At 43.4% G+C, this 22,504-nt stretch carries 25 protein-coding genes; 17 read left to right on the plus strand and 8 right to left on the minus strand.

Going from position 1 to position 22,504, the window contains the following annotated elements:
• Positions 1–66: 66 nt before the first annotated feature.
• Positions 67–1,728 (plus strand): transcription termination factor Rho, encoded by a 1,662-nt coding sequence (gene rho / locus PO830_RS11910; protein ID WP_272853799.1) that lies wholly within the window; start codon positions 67–69, stop codon positions 1,726–1,728.
• A gap of 78 nt (positions 1,729–1,806) precedes the next feature.
• On the opposite strand, the gene PO830_RS11915 is transcribed toward rho, so the two are convergent.
• The 3 genes from PO830_RS11915 to PO830_RS11925 form a co-directional block, all read right to left on the minus strand.
• Positions 1,807–2,190: a T9SS type A sorting domain-containing protein gene (locus PO830_RS11915; protein WP_272853800.1), complete on the minus strand. Its 384-nt coding sequence runs from the start codon at positions 2,188–2,190 to the stop codon at positions 1,807–1,809.
• Between the two features lie 55 nt (positions 2,191–2,245).
• Positions 2,246–2,596 (minus strand): hypothetical protein, encoded by a 351-nt coding sequence (locus PO830_RS11920; protein WP_272853801.1) that lies wholly within the window; start codon positions 2,594–2,596, stop codon positions 2,246–2,248.
• 134 nt (positions 2,597–2,730) lie between these two features.
• On the minus strand, positions 2,731–3,657 hold the full coding sequence (locus tag PO830_RS11925) for a T9SS type A sorting domain-containing protein (protein WP_272853802.1): 927 nt from the start codon (positions 3,655–3,657) through the stop codon (positions 2,731–2,733).
• 110 nt (positions 3,658–3,767) lie between these two features.
• On the opposite strand from PO830_RS11925, the gene PO830_RS11930 reads away from it, so the two are divergent.
• Positions 3,768–5,522 carry a M14 family metallopeptidase gene (locus PO830_RS11930; protein ID WP_272853803.1) on the plus strand — a complete coding sequence of 585 codons (1,755 nt, stop codon included), beginning with the start codon at positions 3,768–3,770 and terminating at the stop codon, positions 5,520–5,522.
• Here PO830_RS11930 and PO830_RS11935 read toward each other — a convergent pair.
• Positions 5,484–6,113: an NUDIX hydrolase gene (locus PO830_RS11935; RefSeq protein WP_272853804.1), complete on the minus strand. Its 630-nt coding sequence runs from the start codon at positions 6,111–6,113 to the stop codon at positions 5,484–5,486. The two genes, PO830_RS11930 and PO830_RS11935, sit on opposite strands and share 39 nt — an antisense overlap.
• A 7-nt stretch (positions 6,114–6,120) precedes the next feature.
• Here PO830_RS11935 and pyrE point away from each other — a divergent pair, with 7 nt between their 5' ends.
• Together pyrE and PO830_RS11945 are read left to right on the plus strand one after the other, a co-directional pair.
• Entirely contained in the window at positions 6,121–6,765 is a 645-nt protein-coding gene (gene pyrE, locus PO830_RS11940) for an orotate phosphoribosyltransferase (protein WP_272853805.1), read from the plus strand.
• Positions 6,766–6,777: 12 nt separating this feature from the next.
• Complete coding sequence (locus PO830_RS11945) at positions 6,778–7,170, plus strand: SRPBCC family protein (protein WP_272853806.1); 393 nt, start codon at positions 6,778–6,780, stop codon at positions 7,168–7,170.
• On the opposite strand, the gene PO830_RS11950 is transcribed toward PO830_RS11945, so the two are convergent.
• On the minus strand, positions 7,167–7,898 hold the full coding sequence (locus PO830_RS11950) for a biotin--[acetyl-CoA-carboxylase] ligase (RefSeq protein ID WP_272853807.1): 732 nt from the start codon (positions 7,896–7,898) through the stop codon (positions 7,167–7,169). The genes PO830_RS11945 and PO830_RS11950 overlap by 4 nt on opposite strands.
• 84 nt (positions 7,899–7,982) lie before the next feature.
• Here PO830_RS11950 and rsfS point away from each other — a divergent pair, with 84 nt between their 5' ends.
• From rsfS to PO830_RS11980, 6 genes are all read left to right on the plus strand, one after another.
• Positions 7,983–8,354 carry a ribosome silencing factor gene (gene rsfS / locus PO830_RS11955; RefSeq protein ID WP_272853808.1) on the plus strand — a complete coding sequence of 124 codons (372 nt, stop codon included), beginning with the start codon at positions 7,983–7,985 and terminating at the stop codon, positions 8,352–8,354.
• A 15-nt stretch (positions 8,355–8,369) separates the two neighbouring features.
• Positions 8,370–10,403 carry an ATP-dependent zinc metalloprotease FtsH gene (ftsH, locus tag PO830_RS11960; RefSeq protein ID WP_272853809.1) on the plus strand — a complete coding sequence of 678 codons (2,034 nt, stop codon included), beginning with the start codon at positions 8,370–8,372 and terminating at the stop codon, positions 10,401–10,403.
• Between the two features lie 117 nt (positions 10,404–10,520).
• Entirely contained in the window at positions 10,521–11,132 is a 612-nt protein-coding gene (locus PO830_RS11965) for an LUD domain-containing protein (RefSeq protein ID WP_272853810.1), read from the plus strand.
• 3 nt (positions 11,133–11,135) lie between these two features.
• Positions 11,136–11,939 carry a phosphatidate cytidylyltransferase gene (locus PO830_RS11970; RefSeq protein WP_272853811.1) on the plus strand — a complete coding sequence of 268 codons (804 nt, stop codon included), beginning with the start codon at positions 11,136–11,138 and terminating at the stop codon, positions 11,937–11,939.
• Positions 11,929–12,579: a phosphatidylserine decarboxylase family protein gene (locus PO830_RS11975; RefSeq protein WP_272853812.1), complete on the plus strand. Its 651-nt coding sequence runs from the start codon at positions 11,929–11,931 to the stop codon at positions 12,577–12,579. The genes PO830_RS11970 and PO830_RS11975 overlap by 11 nt, the downstream gene beginning before the upstream one ends.
• A gap of 8 nt (positions 12,580–12,587) precedes the next feature.
• Positions 12,588–12,854 (plus strand): acyl-CoA-binding protein, encoded by a 267-nt coding sequence (locus PO830_RS11980; protein WP_272853813.1) that lies wholly within the window; start codon positions 12,588–12,590, stop codon positions 12,852–12,854.
• Positions 12,855–12,903: 49 nt separating this feature from the next.
• Here PO830_RS11980 and PO830_RS11985 read toward each other — a convergent pair whose 3' ends face one another.
• Positions 12,904–13,146, minus strand: coding sequence for a hypothetical protein (locus tag PO830_RS11985; RefSeq protein ID WP_272853814.1), 243 nt, complete (start codon positions 13,144–13,146; stop codon positions 12,904–12,906).
• Positions 13,147–13,241: 95 nt separating this feature from the next.
• Complete coding sequence (locus tag PO830_RS11990) at positions 13,242–15,875, minus strand: valine--tRNA ligase (protein ID WP_272853815.1); 2,634 nt, start codon at positions 15,873–15,875, stop codon at positions 13,242–13,244.
• 127 nt (positions 15,876–16,002) lie between these two features.
• On the opposite strand from PO830_RS11990, the gene PO830_RS11995 reads away from it, so the two are divergent.
• From PO830_RS11995 to murB, 3 genes are all read left to right on the plus strand, one after another.
• Positions 16,003–16,398: a DUF1573 domain-containing protein gene (locus PO830_RS11995; protein WP_272853816.1), complete on the plus strand. Its 396-nt coding sequence runs from the start codon at positions 16,003–16,005 to the stop codon at positions 16,396–16,398.
• 127 nt (positions 16,399–16,525) lie between these two features.
• Positions 16,526–17,716, plus strand: a complete 1,191-nt coding sequence (locus tag PO830_RS12000) for a pyridoxal phosphate-dependent aminotransferase (RefSeq protein ID WP_272853817.1) — start codon at positions 16,526–16,528, stop codon at positions 17,714–17,716.
• Complete coding sequence (gene murB, locus PO830_RS12005; protein ID WP_272853818.1) at positions 17,716–18,729, plus strand: UDP-N-acetylmuramate dehydrogenase; 1,014 nt, start codon at positions 17,716–17,718, stop codon at positions 18,727–18,729. The genes PO830_RS12000 and murB overlap by 1 nt, the downstream gene beginning before the upstream one ends.
• Here the strand turns inward: murB and PO830_RS12010 are convergent.
• Positions 18,726–19,322 (minus strand): fasciclin domain-containing protein, encoded by a 597-nt coding sequence (locus tag PO830_RS12010; RefSeq protein ID WP_272853819.1) that lies wholly within the window; start codon positions 19,320–19,322, stop codon positions 18,726–18,728. The two genes, murB and PO830_RS12010, sit on opposite strands and share 4 nt — an antisense overlap.
• A gap of 86 nt (positions 19,323–19,408) precedes the next feature.
• Here PO830_RS12010 and PO830_RS12015 point away from each other — a divergent pair, with 86 nt between their 5' ends.
• Genes PO830_RS12015 through PO830_RS12030 form a run of 4 tightly spaced genes read left to right on the plus strand, consistent with a single transcriptional unit; the run spans position 19,409 to position 22,499 of the window.
• Complete coding sequence (locus PO830_RS12015; protein ID WP_272853820.1) at positions 19,409–19,612, plus strand: membrane or secreted protein; 204 nt, start codon at positions 19,409–19,411, stop codon at positions 19,610–19,612.
• Between the two features lie 18 nt (positions 19,613–19,630).
• Positions 19,631–20,728 (plus strand): glycosyltransferase, encoded by a 1,098-nt coding sequence (locus tag PO830_RS12020; RefSeq protein ID WP_272853821.1) that lies wholly within the window; start codon positions 19,631–19,633, stop codon positions 20,726–20,728.
• The gene (locus tag PO830_RS12025) at positions 20,719–21,291 is read left to right on the plus strand and encodes an RNA polymerase sigma factor (RefSeq protein ID WP_272853822.1); all 573 of its coding nucleotides are present in this window, start codon (positions 20,719–20,721) and stop codon (positions 21,289–21,291) included. Before PO830_RS12020 ends, PO830_RS12025 begins: the two co-directional genes overlap by 10 nt.
• Positions 21,288–22,499: an Nramp family divalent metal transporter gene (locus PO830_RS12030; protein WP_272853823.1), complete on the plus strand. Its 1,212-nt coding sequence runs from the start codon at positions 21,288–21,290 to the stop codon at positions 22,497–22,499. Before PO830_RS12025 ends, PO830_RS12030 begins: the two co-directional genes overlap by 4 nt.
• The last annotated feature ends 5 nt before the right edge of the window (positions 22,500–22,504 follow it).

Here is a 22,504-nt window from a genome sequence, read left to right on the forward strand (position 1 = left end):
TTCAATCTCAATTACTTCGAGAATTCATTCAAAAAATATCATTAATATATCCTTTAGTATTCTATAATGTTTGAAATTTCAGAACTAAAAGCAAAAAAAATGCCTGAGCTTCAGGACATTGCTAAAACCTTAGGCGTTCCAAAATACAGAAGCCTCAAAAAATTAGACCTCGTTTATAAAATTTTAGATCACCAAGCCGCAAATCCCGAAGCGGTTAAGGCACTTGCCGCAGCGGAAAAGAAATCTGATACGGCTTCTTCAGACGCATCTAATAACAATAATGATTCTAAGAATTCTAACGATTCGAAAAACCAGAATCAAAAACAGAACCAGCGTTCCAACGCTTCAAAAAAGAGCGGTCGAGGCCCGGGAAGGCCTAAAAAGCAGGAGCAAGACAACAAGGGGCAGTCTCGTGGAAAATCGAATGACAACGCTAAGGACAACTCCAAGGACAATTCGAAGAGCAACGACAACAATCAGCGAAAGAATCAGAATAATCAGAATCAAAATCAGAACCGCGGTCGTTCCCATCAGAAGAACAACAACTCTAATGATCACCGAAAGAACGGTAATAAAGACAATCGCAATCGGTACAAAGAGCCCGATTTTGAATTTGACGGAATTATAGAAAGCGAAGGGGTGCTTGACATCATGCAAGACGGTTATGGTTTCTTGCGTTCTAGTGACTACAATTACCTTTCTTCTCCTGACGACATTTATGTATCGCAATCTCAAATTCGATTATTCGGACTAAAAACCGGGGATACGGTGCTTGGGGAAGTACGTCCTCCTAAAGAGGGAGAGAAATATTTCCCATTAATCAAAGTCACGAAAATCAACGGTTTAAACCCAAATGTGGTACGTGACCGCGTGGCCTTCGAACACCTTACGCCCTTATTTCCGCAGGAAAAATTTAATATCGCCGAGAAGCAGAGTACGATTTCCACTCGAATTATCGATATGTTTGCGCCGCTTGGGAAAGGACAGCGTGGGATGATCGTAGCACAACCAAAGACTGGTAAAACGATGTTGCTTAAAGACATCGCCAACGCCATTGCTGCCAACCATCCGGAAGTATACCAAATTATTCTACTGATCGATGAACGTCCGGAAGAGGTTACCGATATGCAACGCAATGTAAGCGGTGAAGTAGTTGCCTCTACCTTTGACAAAGAAGCGACCGAGCACGTACGCGTGGCCAATTTGGTTATCGATAAAGCGAAGCGTTTGGTAGAATGCGGGCATGACGTTGTGATCTTGCTGGATTCTATTACCCGACTTGCACGTGCCTATAACACGGTTCAACCTGCCAGTGGTAAAATATTAAGTGGTGGTGTAGATGCCAATGCCCTACACAAACCAAAACGTTTCTTTGGTGCAGCACGTAACATAGAGAACGGAGGGTCTTTAAGTATTATCGCCACGGCCTTAACGGAAACAGGATCAAAAATGGACGAAGTGATCTTTGAAGAATTCAAAGGAACCGGTAATATGGAGCTTCAGTTGGATCGTAAGATTTCGAACCGACGTATCTTCCCAGCCATCGATCTCACTTCTTCGAGCACGCGTCGTGATGACTTGTTGTTAGACGACAATGTGATCCAACGCATGTGGGTGTTGCGTAAATACCTTGCTGATATGAATCCGGTAGAAGCTATGGAGTTTATTAATGACAAAGTAAAACAGACCCGCAATAACGAAGAGTTTTTGATCTCTATGAACGGCTAAGTTTCTAAACTTTCAACAAATAAAAACCCCTGACTCATCTCAGGGGTTTCTTTTTATCTGTACATTTTTACACGTTTCTTAGCGCTTGACGACTGTTTTGGTTAAGGCACCATTGGTTGTATTTATATGTACCACGTACATCCCACTTCTCAATTGTGATACATCCATTTGATAGTTGTCTGAAATATCAACATCCAAACGTTTGCCTTGAATATCATACAATTCAATAGACGCTATTGTGATAGTTATGGGAATTTCTATTTGAATAAATTCTTCTGAAGGATTCGGATAGATGGAGACTGGAACATCAAGAGTATCATCAGCACCAAAATTCACTTTATCAAATCTTAATTCGGTATATGTTATGGGCCTGTCACAGCTGTTATAATAATCATCTCTGAAATAAACGGTGAAGGTTGAATCATCCGAAGTATTATAATCGCCCCCTACTGCAAAGCCCACATGAATGGAATTTGACCCGGAACAAATAAGACCGGTATTATTTGAAATGACATCTTCAATAGGAAACGTTACGTGGCATTCTGGCGAGAAGGCAAGTAGAAAAGACCGTGAGCCTTGCCCTATTCCCGGCCTCCGGCAGATAAACGGCATCAAAGCTACGTTGGTTTGAAGCGATAGAGACGTCTGGAGAATCTTGCGAACTATCGGTTACTTCAGAATATAGTGTCAAGATAACACCTCCACCGTCGGGATCGAAGGTATCAAGATACGGTCCAAAAATCCCAGGCGTCACTTGAGTGACCATGAAATCTCCGGTAAAGAGTTCCGGGTCGTTGAGTTCACATTGAGAATTGAGGTTACAGCAATAGGCAACCGCAAAAAGCAGCATTATTTTTTTCCATAACAAAAATTTTTTATTTAAAAATACATAAAAACTATGTTATGTGTTGATGCTACAAGAATGTAACAAAGAAGTCTTGAAGTTATTTACAAAAAAACCCCGCCAATAGGCAGGGTTTGAAATGGTAAGAAAAATTTTTCTTATTGCTTTACAACCTTCTGAGTAAGGCTTCCGGCAGACGTATTCAAGTTAAGGATGTATACACCACGAGCAAGTTGGCTCACGTTGATCTGTCCGTTGATTACTTGAACGTTTGTAGACTTTCCTAATACATCATAAATCACAGCATTCTGAATCTGGATGTTTGATGGAGCTTTGATGTTGATTACATCATTCGCTGGGTTAGGATATACAGAAATAACATCTGCTAAGTTGTCTTCCACGCTGAAAGACTCTTCACCTACTAAGTTCATGATCAAAGACTGAGTCAATCCTAAATCAAGGAAGTTTGTTGGAGAAGATGCCCCACAATCAGCAGCTTGAATGAAGTTGATTCCACTAGGCCCATCTTGGTTAGCACCAAAACGCATAAAGTTAGTATCTGTTCCATCATCTACTAAAACGGCTTCGAAAACGATATTATCTCCAGCAGGAATGCTTGCTGTTAACGGCACAGAAACAATTGTTTCAGCATCAGCATTAGTGATGGTTACGGTAGCTGTTCCTTGCAAGGTTTGAGTTCCTCCTGGAAAAGCACCACCATTGCTAGAGTAAACATTGAATGTTAAGTCAAATCCAGCAGGAGTAGTTACTGGTCCTATTGCCATTTCAGCATCCGTTACATCAAACTGACCCGTGATACCAAAATCACCATCAAGATCAAATTCTGTAAAGATGTTGTTATTACGGAAACTGGTTGGACTTGCACAAGCAATTTCCTCACCTGTTACAATCGTTTGAGAGTTGTTGTTAGTGATAACAACGGCACCGCCTCTAACGCCTGTAGCTGTACCTGCAGGGCCATTAGCCACTACATTACCGGTAGCGCCAGGACCTGCCATAGACGTTTGTGCTTGCATTGCAAAACCTGCAGCGACAGCAGCAATGAATAAAGTAATTTTTTTCATAATTGTTAGATTTAAAGTTTAATATATCACTAACAAATATATAAAAGCATTTGGAATATTGTTTTATTTTAACCAATATTTCTAACAGTCGATACAGAATCCTATAATTTATGCGGACCTCCACCAGTTACCTTTTCGTCATTTTTGCGGCTCTATTGTTGAGTTGTGAGTCAAAAAAAAACACTAATACGTACGATTTTACCATTCCTTTTGAAACTTCTGAAGGAACAGAAACGTCCACCTATCAAGAAGTCATTACCTTCTACGAAAACCTGGCAGACACCCACACCTCAGTTGCCATGTACAAAATGGATAACACCGATAGTGGACACCCGCTACACCTTATCACCTTCAACCCCAACCGCAGTTTTGAATCGGAATTCTCAGGCACCGACGAAAAAGCGTTACTCCTAATCAATAATGGGATACACCCCGGTGAAAGTGATGGGATTGATGCCAGTATGATGTTGATGCGTAATCTGGCGGAAGGAACAATTGAAGCGCCAAATAATACCATCATCGCCGTGATACCAGTCTATAACATAGGAGGCGCTCTCAATCGTAATAGCACCTCCAGAACCAATCAAAATGGACCCGAAGCGTACGGATTCCGTGGAAATGCTAGAAATTATGACCTCAATCGCGATTTTATCAAAGCTGATACCCGCAATGCACACGCCTTCGCCCGATTGTTCCACACCGTCAATCCAGATGTATTCATCGACACCCATGTAAGCAATGGGGCCGATTATCAATACGTGCTTACACACCTTTTTACACAACACAATAAATTAGGAGGGGATCTGGGTACGTTTTTACACGAAAAAATGATGCCGGCGCTGGAAGACTCACTGACTTTGAAATCATGGGACATCACTCCCTATGTAAACGTTTTTAACCGCACTCCCGAAACTGGGTTTTCTCAATTTATGGACTACCCCAGATATTCTACAGGGTACACCACCCTATTTAATTGCCTCGGAATGATGGTCGAAACGCATATGTTGAAACCCTATAAACAACGGGTGGAAGGAACCTACGAACTGCTGCGTTCCATGATCGCTATTACCGATGCCAACGCTTCCGAAATCAAAGCGCTACGCGCCAAAGCCACCGAAGCCTACGCTGTAGGAAACCACTATCCTACGCAATGGACCATCGATTCAAGTAACACCAGCACCCTATCGTTTAAAGGATATGAAGCAACAACCATGATCAGCGAAGTAACGGGGCAAAACCGACTCAAATACGACCGGAATCGTCCCTTTACAAAGGAGGTTCGTTATGAGAATTACTACAAAGCATCAGACAGTGTGACCATACCCGAGTACTATGTGGTTCCGAAAGGCTGGTGGGAGGTTATTAGACGATTACGCGATAATGATATCGCCATGATCCCTTTCTCAAAAGACACCACGCTGCGAGCAACAGTGTACCGCATTGCCTCCTACCCCACTGCGCAACGCCCGTTTGAAGGACATTATATGCACTACAATACAGAAGTAACGGCTCAAACAGAAGTGGTCACCGTACATAAAGGAGATTTTCGTATTTCCACCCAGCAAAACGGCGTTCGTTATCTTATGGAAACCTTAGAGCCGCAGGCGCCAGATTCATTTTTCAATTGGAATTTCTTTGATACCATCTTACAGCAAAAAGAAGGCTTTTCCCCCTATGTGTGGGAAGACAAAGCAACCGCATTCCTACTGGAGAATCCCGAGCTTAAACAGGAATTTGAAAATAAAAAGGCAGCCGATGCCGAATTTGCCCAAAACTGGTACGCGCAATTGGATTGGATTCATAAGAAATCACCCAATTATGAAGCTTCACACCTGCGTTACCCGATCGTTCGGGTGGGTGGTTAAATATTCCTTCGGGAAGAGTAGTTTGATGTTTTCGTAAGAATCTTGAAGCGCCTTTTGGCTTTTTTCAAAGTTCTTCCATTTGGCTTTTTTAATGCCCTCACTTTTCTCAGGTCGCAATTCGCCATCGTAATCGGTGTACATTTCGTACCAATACGTTACTTTCAGCTTAAAACGCCCGTTCCGTTTAAAAACATGGTATGTTTTGGTAATAAAACGTCGAATCTCTAAGCCTTCCACACCGGTTTCTTCTTCTACCTCACGGATTGCGGCCTCCTCATACCCCTCTTTCTTTTCGATCTTTCCCTTCGGAAGATCCCACCGATCATTTCGATGAATAAAGAGAATTTCCTTGTTGGAATTATACACCATACCTCCCGCAGCCTCAACCACCGGTAGTTTTTTCCGAAGAAATCGCTCTAACTTCTCGGGATTCTTGTGGTATAAATTCACATACGTAAGCTTTCCCTTATTGATTTTTTTAATCAATTTTTTAAATCGTGCCAGCTTTAAAGGAATGGCGGTATACTGACCTCCTATATGCTTTTCCGTGGAAAGAATTATTGGAATATCTTTTACAAAAACTTTATACATTTGCAGTATGGTGTTACACAAAGAAACCGCCCAAAAAACGGCCGAGTTACTGTTGCAAATTAATGCAATAAAATTGCAACCACAAAACCCATTTACATGGGCGTCTGGATGGAAATCGCCTATCTACTGCGATAATCGAATTACACTCTCCTACCCGCCCATTAGAAATTACTTACGGGAAAACCTCGCCAAGCAATTGGAAGGGCTGTACGGCAAACCCGACGTTATTGTGGGGGTGGCGACCGGGGCTATTGGTATTGGAATGTTGGTCGCGGATTATATGAATCTTCCGTTTTGCTATGTGCGACCGGAAGCAAAAAAACACGGGCGACAAAATAAGATCGAAGGACATATTGAGGCACATCAATCTGCTGTAGTAGTAGAAGACCTGGTAAGTACCGGAAAGAGCAGTTTGCAAGCGGTGGCCGCGTTACGCGATGCAAATATCAATGTAAAGGGAATGATTGCTATCTTTTCGTACGGGTTTGATATCGCGGAAGACAATTTTAAAAAAGCGGAGGTCGGCCTACATACCTTAAGTAATTACGAAAGTTTGCTTCAGGAAGCAGAGCGTTCTCAATACATCTCAGCTTCGGAAGCCAAAACACTTTCCCATTGGCGGGAAGCCCCCCAGGATTGGAACCCTTCATAAATTATTCATGCTATGGAATTAACAAGTAAACAAGTAACCGTCAACAAATCGGCGGAAGCACTCTGCGATTTTCTCGCGGATGTAAAGAATTTTGAACAACTCATGCCCGAAAACATCTCGAAATTCGAAGTGATTCGCGAGGATGCCTTTATTTTTGCATTGAAAGGTATGCCCGAGATCGCCCTGGAAGTAAAAGAGATTCAAAAACCAAACAAAATTGTGTTGGGAGCGATGAGTGATAAAATTCCTTTTACGCTCACCGGAAACATCACGCCCGTCTCGGAAACGACCTCGACGATCGAATTACTTTTTTCAGGTGAGTTCAACGCCATGATGGCGATGATGATCAAGGGCCCTATCAAAACCTTCTTAGGTACTCTTACCGACAATTTGCAGAAGCTCTAGTACCGCAGCGCGATTTCTTTATGCTGAAAGGTTTCAACCGCGCCCGTATCTTTTGCTACCTGTAAGGCACCAGTTTCCGAGATTCCGAGAATGACCCCTTGAAATACAGCTCCGGTAGGAGATTCAAAAGTGCCACGCTCACCTAGTCTAAAAAGCGTAGCCTCATAGGCCTTCCTTAACTCGTCAAACGAACGCTTTTCGAGCGTTTGAAGAATGGTCATGACCGAAACACTCACTGCCTGAAATACCTCAGCGATTTCATAGGTTCGTCCGCTTTCCAAATACATGGAGGTCGCCTTGGGCAAATTTATAAAGGCGTTTTGATTAACATTCACTCCAATTCCAACAATACTCGTAAGTTCGCGAGAAGCCTGCCATCGGTTTTCTATCAGGATCCCGCCAAGTTTTTTGGCATCTGACAGAATGTCGTTAGGCCATTTCAATTCTAGCCGTTTTACACCTACCGCTTCAAGGGCTTCTTTTACTGCTAATGCGACTCCTATTTGTAGCTTGGGAAGCATGGCCATATCGGTATCAGAAAAGCGCTTCAGCACACTACAGGCAAGGCCTTCCCCGGCACTTGAATCCCAGGAAGTTCCTTGCTGCCCACGACCCGCAGTTTGATGTTTTGCCCATACTGCCACCTCTGTTGCTGTCGCATTTTTTAACGCCCATTCTTTTAAATAAGAGTTGGTGGAGGCGGTGGCATTAAGTTTGATAACTTTCAATGGATTATAATTGTGTTAATCTTACGGGCTGGAAACGATTCAGCAAGTAAAAAAATAATAACTTTGTGAAAATAATCATTTTTAATGTCTGAAGAGAAAATAGGAACAGATCAACTGATCACACATATCATTAAAGGAATTGAAGAGGTAAAGGGACAGGATATTCAAATCTTAGACCTGAGAGAGATTGAAAATACAGTTTGTGACTATTTTATCATCTGCAATGGTACGTCAAACACACAAGTAAACGCCATTGTCAATTCCATTCAGAAAATCGTAAGTAAATCCTTAAAAGAAAAACCTTGGCACGTGGAAGGTAGCGATAATGCCGAGTGGGTGCTTATTGATTACGTGCACGTGGTGGTTCATGTCTTTCAAAGACACATCCGTGAATTCTACGATATTGAAGGGCTCTGGGGAGATGCTAAAGTGGTAACCATTGAAACAACGTACTAAAAACAATACTGCCCCATGGCAAAAGAGAATAAAAAACCTGAAAATAAACGACCCAAATTTAATGCTTACTGGATTTATGCGGCCATTATCCTCATATTCCTAGGCATCCAGTTTTTCGGCGGAAGCAGTCTCACACAGCCTGCCAAAACCACCTTAGCTGATTTTAAAGGCTACTTACGAAATGGCGATGTCGAAAAAATTGAAGTAGTTAATAAAAAGATCGCCAAAGTATACCTCACACCAGAGGCGCGCAAGAAAGAGGTACACGCTAGTAAAAATTCAAATTCATTCCTGACACCGGGCGCAAATGACCCAACCTATCAATTTGAATTTGGAGATCTACAGAATTTCGAGAACAGCATCAATCAAATAAAGGAGGAGAACAATCTTGATACCAAGATCGTGTGGGATACCGACAGCAACATGCTGGGTGAATTATTTCTCACCTTATTGCCCTTTATCGTGATTATCGCGATCTGGATTTTTATCATGCGACGAATGTCATCGGGTGCTGGTGGCGGTGCCGGGGGACAGATCTTCAACATAGGAAAATCCAAAGCCAAGTTGTTCGATGAAAAAACGGATGTAAAGACGTCTTTTAAAGATGTTGCCGGTCTCGAAGGCGCCAAGGAAGAAGTTCAGGAAATCGTAGACTTTCTTAAAAACCCAAAAAAATATACCGCCTTAGGCGGAAAAATCCCTAAAGGTGCCTTGCTAGTAGGCCCTCCGGGAACAGGTAAGACCTTGCTAGCAAAAGCAGTGGCTGGAGAAGCTAAAGTTCCCTTCTTTTCACTGTCTGGATCAGACTTTGTAGAAATGTTCGTTGGGGTTGGTGCTTCTCGTGTTCGCGACCTCTTTAAGCAGGCCAAAGAAAAATCACCTTCTATCATCTTTATTGATGAGATTGATGCTATCGGGCGCGCTCGTGGTAAAAGTAATTTCTCCGGAAGTAATGACGAGCGTGAAAACACCCTCAACCAATTACTTACCGAAATGGACGGTTTTGGAACCAACACGAATGTTATTGTCATTGCCGCCACCAACCGTGCGGATGTGCTCGACAAAGCCCTGATGCGTGCCGGACGATTTGATCGTCAGATCTATGTTGACCTACCCGACGTTCGGGAACGAAAAGAGATCTTTGAAGTACATCTTCGTCCGCTGAAAAAAGATGATTCCCTCGATACTGAATTTTTAGCGAAACAAACTCCGGGATTTTCGGGAGCAGATATTGCTAATGTTTGTAACGAAGCAGCCTTGATCGCAGCGCGGAAAGAAAAGAGCGCGGTGAACCGACAAGACTTCTTAGATGCGGTAGATCGTATTGTAGGCGGACTCGAAAAGAAGAATAAAATTATTACCCCGGAAGAGAAAAAGGCCATCGCTTTCCACGAAGCCGGACATGCCACAGTCAGTTGGATGTTAGAACATGCGGCTCCGCTTGTAAAGGTGACCATCGTACCACGCGGACAATCCCTGGGGGCTGCCTGGTATCTGCCGGAAGAACGGTTAATAGTTCGCCCAGAACAAATGTTGGACGAAATGTGTGCAACCATGGGGGGACGTGCCGCCGAGAAGGTCATCTTCGATAAGATTTCCACAGGGGCCCTAAGCGACCTCGAAAAGGTCACCAAACAAGCCCGAGCCATGGTCACCATTTATGGCTTGAATGACAAAATTGGAAATCTAACATACTATGATTCTTCAGGACAAAGTGACTACAATTTCAGCAAGCCCTACAGCGAATCAACAGCCGAACTGATCGATAAAGAAATTTCGAATATTATTGAAGCGCAATATCAGCGAGCAGTGGCCTTACTTGAAAAGAACAAGGATAAATTGACCGAACTGGCCAATGAATTGCTCGAGAAGGAAGTAATTTTCAAAGAAAGCTTGGAGCGCATCTTTGGAAAGCGACCGTTTCAGAAGGACACCGATGAGCCCAGTTCCACAACTTCGGAATCCTCAGAACCCGTTACTTCAACAACGGTTTCCTCATCAAATGAGTCAGATGACGATGCTTCCGAAAATGAAGCAGCAGCTTCCTAAAAACTTTTCAGCGCCCTTTTTTCAAAGGGCGCTATTTTCTCTTCCCCTACAAAGCTTACTTGTTTCTATTTTTATATCTTTGAATGAAACCGTAAAATTCCTCAATTAAAATTACTTATGAGTCTGTTCAAAAGACTTCTAAACCCCAATTACAAATCAGACGAGAAGGCGAAGAAAGGTCAGAAATCTGATACCAGTAAATATTTCCCCGAAGAGAAACTTCCGGTGGATGAGCGGTTTACGTATAATTTTAAAAAGAATGGAGGAAAGTTCTTATACTGTGAAGATCTTGAGGAAGTGTTAGAAGCCTTCGATAACATACTGATGGAAAACGATTGGTACGAAAAAGAAGTTTTCTGTCTGGATGAGCAACTTCAGCAGCGATTTGACGGATACAATCTCACCTTCAACAAACGCATGTCATCCACCTTCTTTTTATCCAAATGTGAGTCGTTAGTAGCTAACAATGGGTCGATCTTATTAAGTTCACACCAAATCAAAGAAAAAAAGCTTCAGGAACTTCCCTCAAACTTCATCATTTTCGCAACCACTAGCCAGTTAGTGGAAAACATCAGTGAGGGCTTGCGAAACATTAAGAATCAGAATAAACGACAAATTCCGAGCAACATTACCACCATTCAAGACTTTGAAACCGACAGGGAAAAAGACTTTATGAGTTATGGAAGTAGCACAAAAAACTTATATTTGCTGCTACTCGAAGACCTCTAACCTATGAAGGAAGTTATCGTGCGCTCTTTGTCGGGGGCACTCTATATCTCATTAATCCTTGTCACCATGTTTACTACGCGTGAATGGTTTATGGGACTCTTCCTGATCTTAGGATTACTTACCGTTCGAGAATTTCAACGTTTAGTACACTTGCGAAGCTATGTGGTGTATCCGCTCTTTTTTCTGCTGCTCTATTTTTTAAGCTACGATATTTTCGACATCAATGCAATGTACCTTTATTTAATTCTGGCCTGTTTTGTTAATCTCTTCTTGCTAAAAGACCTGTTAGTTGTCTCTAAAATTCCGATGTTCGAAAAGAAGAAATACATTAGCCTGATCTTTTACCTCATCGCCGGCTTCGTTTTTCTCACCTTAATTCCCTTTCGGAAAGAACAATTTGTGCCGCTTATCGTAATAGGCGTGTTTATCTTGGTATGGTCTAACGATACTATGGCGTATGTTATTGGTAAAAGCTTCGGAAAACACAAGCTCCTGGAACGCATTTCTCCCAAAAAAACAATCGAAGGATTTTTAGGAGGACTGGCAGGCGCCATCTTGGCGAGTTTCTTTATCTTTAAGTATATCGGATATTTCCCCTGGAGCGTTTGGATCGCTTTGGCGATATTAGTAAGTATAATGGGCACTGTTGGCGACCTGATACAGTCTAAATTCAAGCGTCAGGCAGGCGTGAAGGACAGCGGACTCATACTTCCGGGACATGGGGGGATTTACGATCGTTTAGACAGCATGGTATTTGCCAGCCCCTTTGTTTTCGCATTTTTAGAACTCTACGAATATGTTTCATAAAGAAGGTTATAAGATCATCATCATCTCATTAGCGATCTGCATCGTACTGAGCCTTGCAGCCGACTATTTTGTGGCGAACTCGGTGATACGCGGAGGAATTATCATAGCACTGATTGTGTTACTGGTGCTCATACTGCAGTTTTTTAGAAATCCCAAGCGCTCGTTTTCGCTGGAAGATACGCATGTATTATCGCCGGTAGATGGAAAGGTTGTGGTGATCGAAGAAGTTTTTGAAAAAGAATATTTCAACGAAAAACGGTTGCAAATTTCCGTTTTTATGTCGCCCCTAAACGTTCACGTTACCCGATATCCGGTGGGTGGGAAGGTAGTGTATAGCAAGTATCACCCCGGAAAGTATTTGGTTGCCTGGCATCCAAAATCTTCCGAAGAAAACGAAAGAACCACTGTGGTCGTAACTTCAAATTCTTTTGGAGAAGTATTGCACCGTCAAATCGCTGGGGCCCTCGCGAAACGGATCGTGAACTATGCCAAAGAAGGCCAAAACGTGACGCAAGCAGACGATAGCGGATTTATAAAGTTTGGGTCTCGCGTGGATGTCTTTCTACCCCTAGATGCGAAGGTAACTGTTGCCCTGAACCAAAAAGTTAAAGGCGGTATGACCGTGCTGGCCGAAAAATAAATGACCTCATGACGTCGGAAGAACTCGATAGTGCGTTTCAGAAAGCGGTACAGAGTATTAACGAACACACCGAACCCTTTCCAGCCGATGTGCTCTTAAAATTATACGCCTACTACAAGCGTGCGACCAATAACGACGATCTCACTTCCGGAAGCAAACCGCTCATCACCGCGTTTAAAGCTAATGCCCTCTTTCAAGCCAAAGACCTTTCTAAAGAGGAGGCCAAACAACGCTACATAGAAACGGTGAATCATTATTTCTTATATCGAAAATAAAAAAGGCACTCTCTCGAATGCCTTTTTAGTGTTATCGTTGAGCGTTGCGCTACGCTTGTTGTGCTTTGTTGAACTTAATTTCGTAGGCATCCATGGCATCACGGATGTGCTCTACGTTATTGGATGCCTTCTCATGTGCAATTTCCATGGCCTTTTCCAGGTCGGCATCCGGCTCCTGAAACAGGTCTGTGATCACATGATTGATCTTGTCTAAGATGCTTTCCTGACTGTTTTTAATATCTTCCAGTTTGTTGAGCATCCCTTGCATTTGGTCATACTTTGCTTGATCCATAATATTTGGTTTTGTAGCAAAGTACTTAGGAATGACCCTCGTTCCTAGAGAATTAACGCTATTTTAATGGAAATTAAGGGCCTTTAACAGACTTCTTAGGCACCAAGCGATTGTAAACTCGACTTCAAGGTGTCTATTTTTGCCAAGGCATCTGACTCTTTATTTCGCTCCATTTCGACCACTTTTTCGGGAGCATTATTGACAAAACGATCATTGCTCAGTTTTTTCTGAACCGATTTTAAGAATCCTTCGGTATACGAAAGCTCTTCTTTCAACTTAGCGATCTCGTCTTCCACATTAATGGCACCCCCCATTGGCACAAAATATTCATTGCTTTTTACGCGAAAAGTCAACGCTCCTTCAAGAGCACTGTCAATCGTTGTTAGTTTTGAAATGTTTCCTAGCTTCTGAATGATAGGATCCATCGCTTCGGAAACTTTTTCTGTATTGATCACAGACATTTCAATGGCGTCCTTAAAGGAAATATTTTTGTCTTTCCGAAGGGTGCGAATGCCCGAAACTACTTCCGAAGCAAAGGAAAAATCGGCTATCAGCTGTTCGTTGTACGACCGCGTTTTAGGCCAGGAGGCGACAATCAACGCCTCTTTCGGACTTCGTTTCTTGATGTGTTGCCAAATCTCTTCAGATACAAACGGAACAAAAGGATGCAGTACGACCAAATTTCCTTCCAGTAACGTGATAATACGATCAAAGGTTGCTTTAGCGATGGGCGCCCCATAGGCAGGTTTCACCACTTCAAGGAGCCATGAACAGAAATCATCCCAAACGAGTTTATAGGTAGTCATCAACGCATCACTAATGCGGTACTTGCTGTAATGATCTTCCATTTCGATCAGGGCCTTCTGAAATTTCGCCTCGTACCAATCTAAGGCAATAGTAGCGCTGTCTGCCACAGCTTCGCTATCCGAAACTTCCCAGCCTTCAATAAGGCGGTAGGCATTCCATATTTTATTGACAAATCCGCTGCCTTGCTTGCAGAGATCTTCATCGAACATAAGATCGTTTCCGGCCGGAGAACTCAATAGCATTCCTACACGTACCCCATCGGCTCCGTATTTCTCCATCAGCTCAATGGGATCGGGAGAATTTCCAAGCGACTTGCTCATTTTTCTACGTTGCTTATCGCGAACGATCCCTGTGAGATACACATTTTGAAACGGCTTTTCCCCTCGATATTCGTAGCCTGCAATAATCATTCGGGCTACCCAAAAGAAGAGAATCTCTGGGGCCGTTACCAAATCGTTTGTGGGATAGTAATAATTGATCTCCGGATTGTCAGGCTCCAAAATACCGTTAAAGATACTCATGGGCCACAACCAGGAAGAAAACCAGGTATCCAAGACGTCTGGGTCCTGCGTTAAATCGGCTGCCGACAATTGGTCGTTATTCGTGGCCTGCTTTGCCAGTCGTAATGCTTCTTCCCGGGTTTCAGCTACCACAAAATCTTCTTTTCCGTCGCCGTAATAGTACGCTGGAATCTGCTGCCCCCACCAGAGCTGTCTACTAATGTTCCAATCGCGAACGTTCTCCATCCAGTGGCGATAGGTGTTGATAAATTTTTCGGGAACCAGCTGTACTTCCTTCTCCAGCACCGCATCTAGTGCAGGTTGGGCCAATTCCTTCATTTTTAGAAACCACTGATCACTCAACTTCGGCTCGATCACGGCGCCAGTGCGCTCACTGGTGCCCACTTTATGCAGGTGCTGCTCGACTTTCTCAAGTACGCCTTTTTCTTTGAGTTCCTTAACGATCTCTTTTCGAACCACAAAGCGATCCTTTCCTTCGTAATGCATTCCGAAGCTATTGAGCGTAGCATCCTCATTAAAGATATCTATCACCTCCAATTGATGCTTTTCTCCCAGCATTTTATCATTTTCATCGTGTGCCGGCGTAACTTTCAAACAACCGGTACCAAATTCCACATCCACATAGTCATCTTCTATGATGGGGATCACGCGACCACAAATGGGCACCATCGCCTTCTTCCCTTTTAGATGCGTGAAGCGCTCGTCTTCGGGGTTAATACATATGGCAGTATCCCCTAAGATCGTTTCCGGACGCGTTGTAGCAATCGTTAAGGTATCGTCAGAATCTTCAATTTGATACCTAAGATAATACAGGTTCCCTTGTTGTTCTTTGTAAATCACTTCTTCATCGGAAAGCGTGGTCTTTGCCTGAGGATCCCAGTTAACCATGCGGTATCCGCGATAGATGTTCCCTTTTTTGTAAAGATCCACAAAGACCTTGATCACGGAAGCCGAAAGGGCATCATCCATGGTAAATCGCGTTCGTTTCCAATCGCAGGACGCCCCTAGTTTTTTTAGTTGCTCTAAAATGATTCCTCCGTGGGTGTGGGTCCAGTCCCAGGCATGCTCTAAAAACGCTTCTCGTGACAACTCCGATTTTGAAATTCCGGACTCCATGAGTTTCGCAACGACTTTCGCTTCAGTGGCAATAGAGGCATGGTCGGTTCCGGGAACCCAGCAAGCGTTAAAACCTTGTAATCTAGCCCGACGAATAAGCACATCTTGAAGGGTGTTATTAAGCATGTGCCCCATATGCAAGACACCCGTCACGTTGGGAGGTGGAATTACAATGGTATAGGGTGTTCTTTCGTCTACTTCAGAATCGAAATATCCGTGCTCCATCCAGTAGCTATACCACTTATTTTCAATGTCTTGAGCTAAATATTTTGCCGCTAGCGCCATGTTTGGTCTGATTTTTGAAACCTATAGAGTGCAAAAGTAGGGATAACCGCATGATTATAAAAGTGGATAACTTATTTTGCGCGTTGTATAAAAGTTGCCTACTTTTACTAACCCTAAATAAAACAATATGAAAAAAGTAGTTTTAGTTGCTATCGCCCTATTTATGGGAATAGCAGTACAAGCACAAGCGAAAATCGATTTCAAAAGCGAAACCATCGATTATGGTACTATCGCTAAAGGAAGCGACGGTGTTCGCGTGTTTGAATTCACCAATACAGGAGATGAACCTCTAATCATTAGTGATGTTAAATCCAGCTGCGGGTGTACCGTACCTAAAAAACCAAGTGGGGCTGTGGCTCCAGGGGCATCGAACACGATCGAGGTGAAGTACGATACCAACCGCGTTGGGCCTATTCGAAAAACAGTAACTGTGTATTCGAATGCCTCTGAACCGGTAAAAGCACTTAAAATCAAAGGGGAAGTAGTCGCCGATGGTAAAAGTGTCATGGAAAAAACACAGTAAGTTAAATTGCTTACTATTCAAGCCGCACGATCGTGCGGCTTTTTTTTTGGGTAATTCCGTTAGCAATTGCATTGACTGAGTCCATTTTTAACCATTTTTTTCGCACCTTTGTTAAAACTGTTAGCGCATGCCGAAAGTATCTAAAAAAGGGCAAGAAATGCCCGCATCGCCCATCCGAAAACTAGTGCCATTCGCCGAAAAAGCGTATCAACAAAATAAGACGGTATATCACCTCAACATCGGACAACCCGATATCAAATCCCCGCAAATCGCGATGGATGCCGTGGCACACCACTCCCTTAGCGTACTAGCCTACACCCGATCGGAAGGGTCTCAACCTTACCGTGAAAAAATCGCGGCCTATTATCAAAGTAAAGATATTCCTGCGGAGGCGAACGATATTATTGTTACTACCGGAGGAAGTGAGGCGCTACTTTTTGCCATGGGAAGTATTGCCGATATTGGAGATGAGATCATCATCCCAGAACCATTTTATGCGAACTACAACGGTTTTGCCACCGCTTCAGGCGTATCCATTGTTCCGGTAATTTCAAAAATCGAAGAGAATTTTGCCCTGCCTCCCATTTCAGAATTCGAAAAACTAATTACCGATAAAACACGGGCGATCTTGATCTGCAACCCCGGCAACCCTACAGGATATTTGTACACCCCAGAAGAGATCAACCAATTGGCGGCGCTGGTCAAAAAACACGATCTGTTTTTGATCGCCGATGAGGTGTATCGAGAGTTTACCTATGAGGGCTTGAAGCACTACTCCATTCTGGAAGCAGAAGGCATGGAGAACTACGGAATAATTGTTGACTCGGTATCGAAACGCTACAGCATGTGTGGCGCTCGCATCGGATGTTTGGTTTCAAAGAACAAGGAAGTTATTGATACGGCTCTCAAATTCGCGCAAGCACGCTTGAGTCCGCCTACCTTTGCTCAAATCGCAAGCGAAGCCGCGCTACAAACACCCCAATCGTACTTCGATGAAGTAATTTCAGAATACGAAGATCGACGCAATACACTTATCAAACTGCTGGAGGCGATTCCGGGTTTAAAGGTGGGGCATCCCAAAGGAGCCTTTTATTGTATCGCCGAACTTCCCATCGAAAATAGCGACCATTTTGCACAATGGTTGTTGGAGGATTTCGATCTCGATGGCGAAACTGTGATGGTGGCACCGGCTGCCGGATTCTACTCAACAGAAGGTGTGGGTACCAATCAAATTAGAATCGCCTATGTGCTTCAGAAGGAAAGTCTTATTAAAGCCGTTAATATCCTTAAAGTAGCACTGGAACAATACCCAGGCTAATGCAAATTGAAGAACATTATTCCTTGCGAAATCACAATACCTTCGGCATTGCGGTGGAAGCACGTTTTTTTGTGTCCGTTAACTCCGTATCCGAATTAAAAGAGGCGCTGGCTTCACCCATTCATCCTAAAAAATTCATACTAGGAGGCGGTAGTAATATGTTGCTTACCCAGGATGTGGATGCGTTGGTTATTCATGTAAATATTCGTGGAATAGAAACGTGTTCTGAAGACGAAACCACTGTAACCGTCAAAGCAATGGCGGGTGAAAATTGGCATGAATTTGTGCTGTATACACTGGATCAAGGTTGGGGCGGACTAGAAAACCTTTCGCTCATTCCTGGAAACGTGGGCACAGCGCCCATTCAAAATATTGGAGCGTATGGCGTAGAATTGAAAGACCGTATGGTATCCTGCAACGCGGTAGCTGTTATTGATGGAACCGAGCGCGAATTTTCCGTCTCCGATTGCGAATTTGGATATCGTAATTCAATTTTCAAAAACCGTCTGAAGGGGCGTTATGTGATTACAGAAGTGGTTTTTCGCCTGACCAAAACCGCACACGAACTTCACACCGAATACGGAGCTATCCGAGAACAGTTGGCAACAAACAAGGTTAGCAACATAGCACCCAAACATATTTCTGAAGCAGTGATTGCCATCCGCCGACAAAAATTACCCGACCCGAAAGAGCTGGGAAACAGCGGTAGCTTTTTTAAGAATCCAGTCATCTCCAAGGCCGCATTCGACCGTTTCCAACGGCTCTTTCCGGAAGCTCCTTATTATAATGTATCCGACACAGAAGTAAAAATTCCCGCGGGTTGGCTGATCGAACAAGCTGGATTTAAAGGAAAACGGTTCGGCGATGCTGGAGTACACAAACATCAAGCCCTGGTACTTGTAAATCACGGAAACGCTACGGGAGAACAACTTTGGACGCTAGCGGAGAACATACAAGCTGCCGTCAAAGAACAGTTTGGGATTGAAATTGTTCCAGAGGTAAACGTACTTTAGTAGGATAAAAGTACCGTATCTAAAATATGAACGGTGGCATTATCTCCTTCAATATCGGTCTTTCCAAGAACGGCCGTGACTCCATCTTCATTAGTTAGTTGTAACTCACTTCCCACTAGCTTCAGGGTAAGTGCAGTATCTTCTAAGGTGGTTAGTTGAACACTGCCCTTGGCTTTGGCTTCTTGAAATAATTCAGAAGAACTTTTCTTTCCTTCCACCATATGACGTTGCAAGAACTTCTTTAATTCTTCCTTGTTTTTTTGCTGTAACAGATTGTCTTTGACTTCTAACGGAACCTTGGCAAAGGCTTCGTTACTGGGCACAAATAACGTAAAAGGTTCGGTTCGCGTGCGAAGCATGTCGGCCATTTCGGCACTCACTAACATGCCCATAAACATCTTTGCCTCTTGGGTGTTCATTAACTTGGGAAGCACACTGTTCAAGGTTTGTTCGTCAGATTCGCTGGTGACACTGCGCGCAGGAGCGTTGGTAGGTGTTTCTTCAGCATCGAAGTTTTCTTCTTTCGGATCGTCTTTACAACTAAAGAGCGATAGAGTAGTAGCAAGCAGCACTAGGGTAAAAATTCGCATCATGTATGGCTTATTTAAGGGGTTAAAATTAACCAAATTACGAGCATATCACAAAGAAAGATTGTATTTTTGCCCTTTAAAATCAACGCATGGGACTACTTTTAATCACATTAGCGCTTTTATTGTTGGCGGTCGCCGGAATCGCCATAAAAATATGGGGTAAAAAAGACGGAAAGTTTGCCGGAACCTGTGCTAGCCAGAGTCCTTTTCTCAATAAAGAGGGAGAAGCCTGCGGTTTTTGCGGAAAAACTCCAGATGAATTCGAAAACTGTACCGAACAAGCCCATCAATAAGTGTTGTTATTGGGCCCCATGACACTCGTATTCTTACTTGCTGTCTTGGCAGGCAGTAGCCTTCTCTACTATCTATTCTTTTCAGCTTATTCTTTTTACGCTTCGGAAAAACCTTCCCGTTTCGAAACCGACCTTCCTGTTTCACTCATTGTATGTGCCAAAAATGAGGTGGAGAATTTGCGTAAGAATATTCCGTTATGGCTCCAGCAAGAATATTCCAACTTTGAATTGATATTAGTAAACGACGCTTCTCGAGATGAAACCTTGGAAGTGATGGAATCTTTTGCTGAAAGTGACCGTCGCGTGAAAGTTGTGAACGTTAAGAATATTGAAGCGTTCTGGGCCAATAAGAAGTACGCCCTTACTTTGGGAATCAAAAAAGCCATACATACGAGACTGCTTTTTACCGATGCCGACTGCCAACCGGCAAGCACTCAATGGCTACGCTTGATGACCCACTCTTTTTCAGAAGAAAAACAATTAATTTTAGGCTATGGTGCCTACCAAAAAAAATCGGGAATTTTAAATAAGCTCATCCGGTATGAGACCGCACTCACTGCCTTGCAATATTTGTCTTATACGCTACGCGGAATTCCTTATATGGGTGTGGGAAGAAATCTGGCCTATACAAGCCATTTATTCTACGAAACCAAAGGCTTCATGTCGCATGTTAAAATTCCATCAGGAGATGACGACCTTTTTGTCAATGAAGCTGCCACGGCAAAAAATGTGAGTATTTGTACCACTCCCGATGCGTTTACTTACTCCCATCCAAAAACTACTTGGTACGGCTGGTGGCTACAGAAACGAAGACATATCACCACCGCGTCACACTACAAAGGCAAACACAAAGTACTCCTTGGATTCTTTTTTATCACCTCGCTGTTATTTTGGCCGGTCGCAATTGCGTCGCTGTGCACGGCACTGTGGATGTGGGCACTCGCCTTGATTTCGCTAAGAATTGTCGCACAATATCTGGTGTATGGTAAAGCATTTCAGAAACTGAAAGAAGCAGACCTTATTCCTTGGATTCCGTTCTTGGAGATTTTTCTAGTATCCTTTCAATTAAGTATCTTTATTTCCAATACCTTCTCAAAACCTCCACGTTGGAAATAGACGAACAAACCATTCTGAAGCATATTCACAAAGCAAAAAAAGGGGAAGCTTCTGGTTTTACGTTTCTTCTAGACCATTATTGGAATCAAGTCTACGGCTTTCAAATAAAACGCGTGAACAATGAGTATGAGGCGGAAGATATTACGATTGAGACATTTTCTAAGGCATTCGATCGCATTGAAACGTTCGATGAGAACTACGCCTTTGCTACCTGGTTGATCGCTATTTCTAAAAATATACAAATTGATCGCAGTCGCAGAAAAAATGCTGGCGTTTACGAGAACACCACAGACACTAGCGATGAACAAGTGCAACGCATCCCCGATCAAGCCCCTACCCCGGAAGACATACTCATTCGTGAACAAAATTTGGCACAGCTACTTCGGTATATCAAACAATTGAAACCGCAGTATCAAGATGTGATAAATTTGCGGTATTTTCAGGAGCGAAGTTATAAAGAAATGGCTGAGATTCTGGAAGAGCCGCTCAACAACGTAAAGGTTCGCCTGCTACGCGCCAAAAAGCTGCTCGCGGAAATTATTCAGGAAAATGATTCGCGGTGATTACTATTTTTAAGAAACTCGGACCCGGATTCGTGTTCGCCGGGGCAGCCATCGGGGTATCGCATTTAGTTCAGTCTACCCGTGCCGGAGCCGACTTCGGGTTTGGACTACTCTGGGCGCTACTGTTAATTAATGCCATTAAGTACCCGTTCTTCGAGTTTGGCCCACGATATGCCAGCGCTACGGGAACGAGCCTCATTGAAGGGTATCGAAAGCTGGGAAAAGGAATGCTAATCTTGTACTACGGTGTAACCTTTGCCTCGATGTTTACTATTCAAACAGCCGTTACCATCGTGACTGCCGGGATTGCATCTTCCCTATTTGGGAGCGGATCAGTTGTGTTTTGGACGGCGGTGATTACAGGAGTCTGCACGCTCATTCTTCTTCTAGGACGGTATAAGGCATTAGATCATTTGATGAAGCTCATCGTGTTGTGTCTTACCGTAAGTACCGTTTTCGCTGTACTCCTTGTTAGTCCGAATACCAGTAGCACCTCATTTGAGCAAGTTCTTCCTACCGATGCCATCTCCATTGCATTTTTAATTGCCTTTATGGGATGGATGCCGGCACCGCTTGATATTTCTATCTGGCATTCTACGTGGACGCTGGAGAAAAAGAAAATGGACACATCTATTGATGCCAAGCAGTCTCGCTTCGATTTCAATGTAGGCTACCTCACAACCACCCTACTCGCTGTAGGCTTTCTGGCGCTTGGCGCACTAGTAATGTATCAATCTGGGGCATCGTTTTCAAGTAACGGAACACAGTTTGCCAATCAGTTGATCGATATGTATGCCTTTAGTCTTGGAGACTGGGCCCGACTCATTATCGGGATTGCTGCACTCACTACCATGTTTAGCACCACCCTTACCACCTTAGACGCCTCCCCCCGGGTCATGCATCGAGCTTCCGAAATACTTTTTAAGAAAACCTGGAAGCGTGGTTATTTGTTGTGGTTGTTTGTGTTGGTAGCAGGTACCTTGGCTATATTCTTGTTTTTCATTGCTGAAATGGGAACGTTAATCCAAATCGCCACGGTCCTATCCTTCTTAACAGCGCCCTTCTACGCTATTGGGAATTATGTACTACTAACCGGAAAACATACCCCGGAAGCGGCACGTCCTTCCAAAGGATATCGCAGGTATGCCCTCTTTGGAATTTTGCTACTTCTCGCCTTTAGTGGTTGGTACATTACTACCCTATTCTAAGCTGG

Source organism: Altibacter sp. HG106, from assembly GCF_028561755.1.
Lineage (GTDB): Bacteria > Bacteroidota > Bacteroidia > Flavobacteriales > Flavobacteriaceae > DFVG01.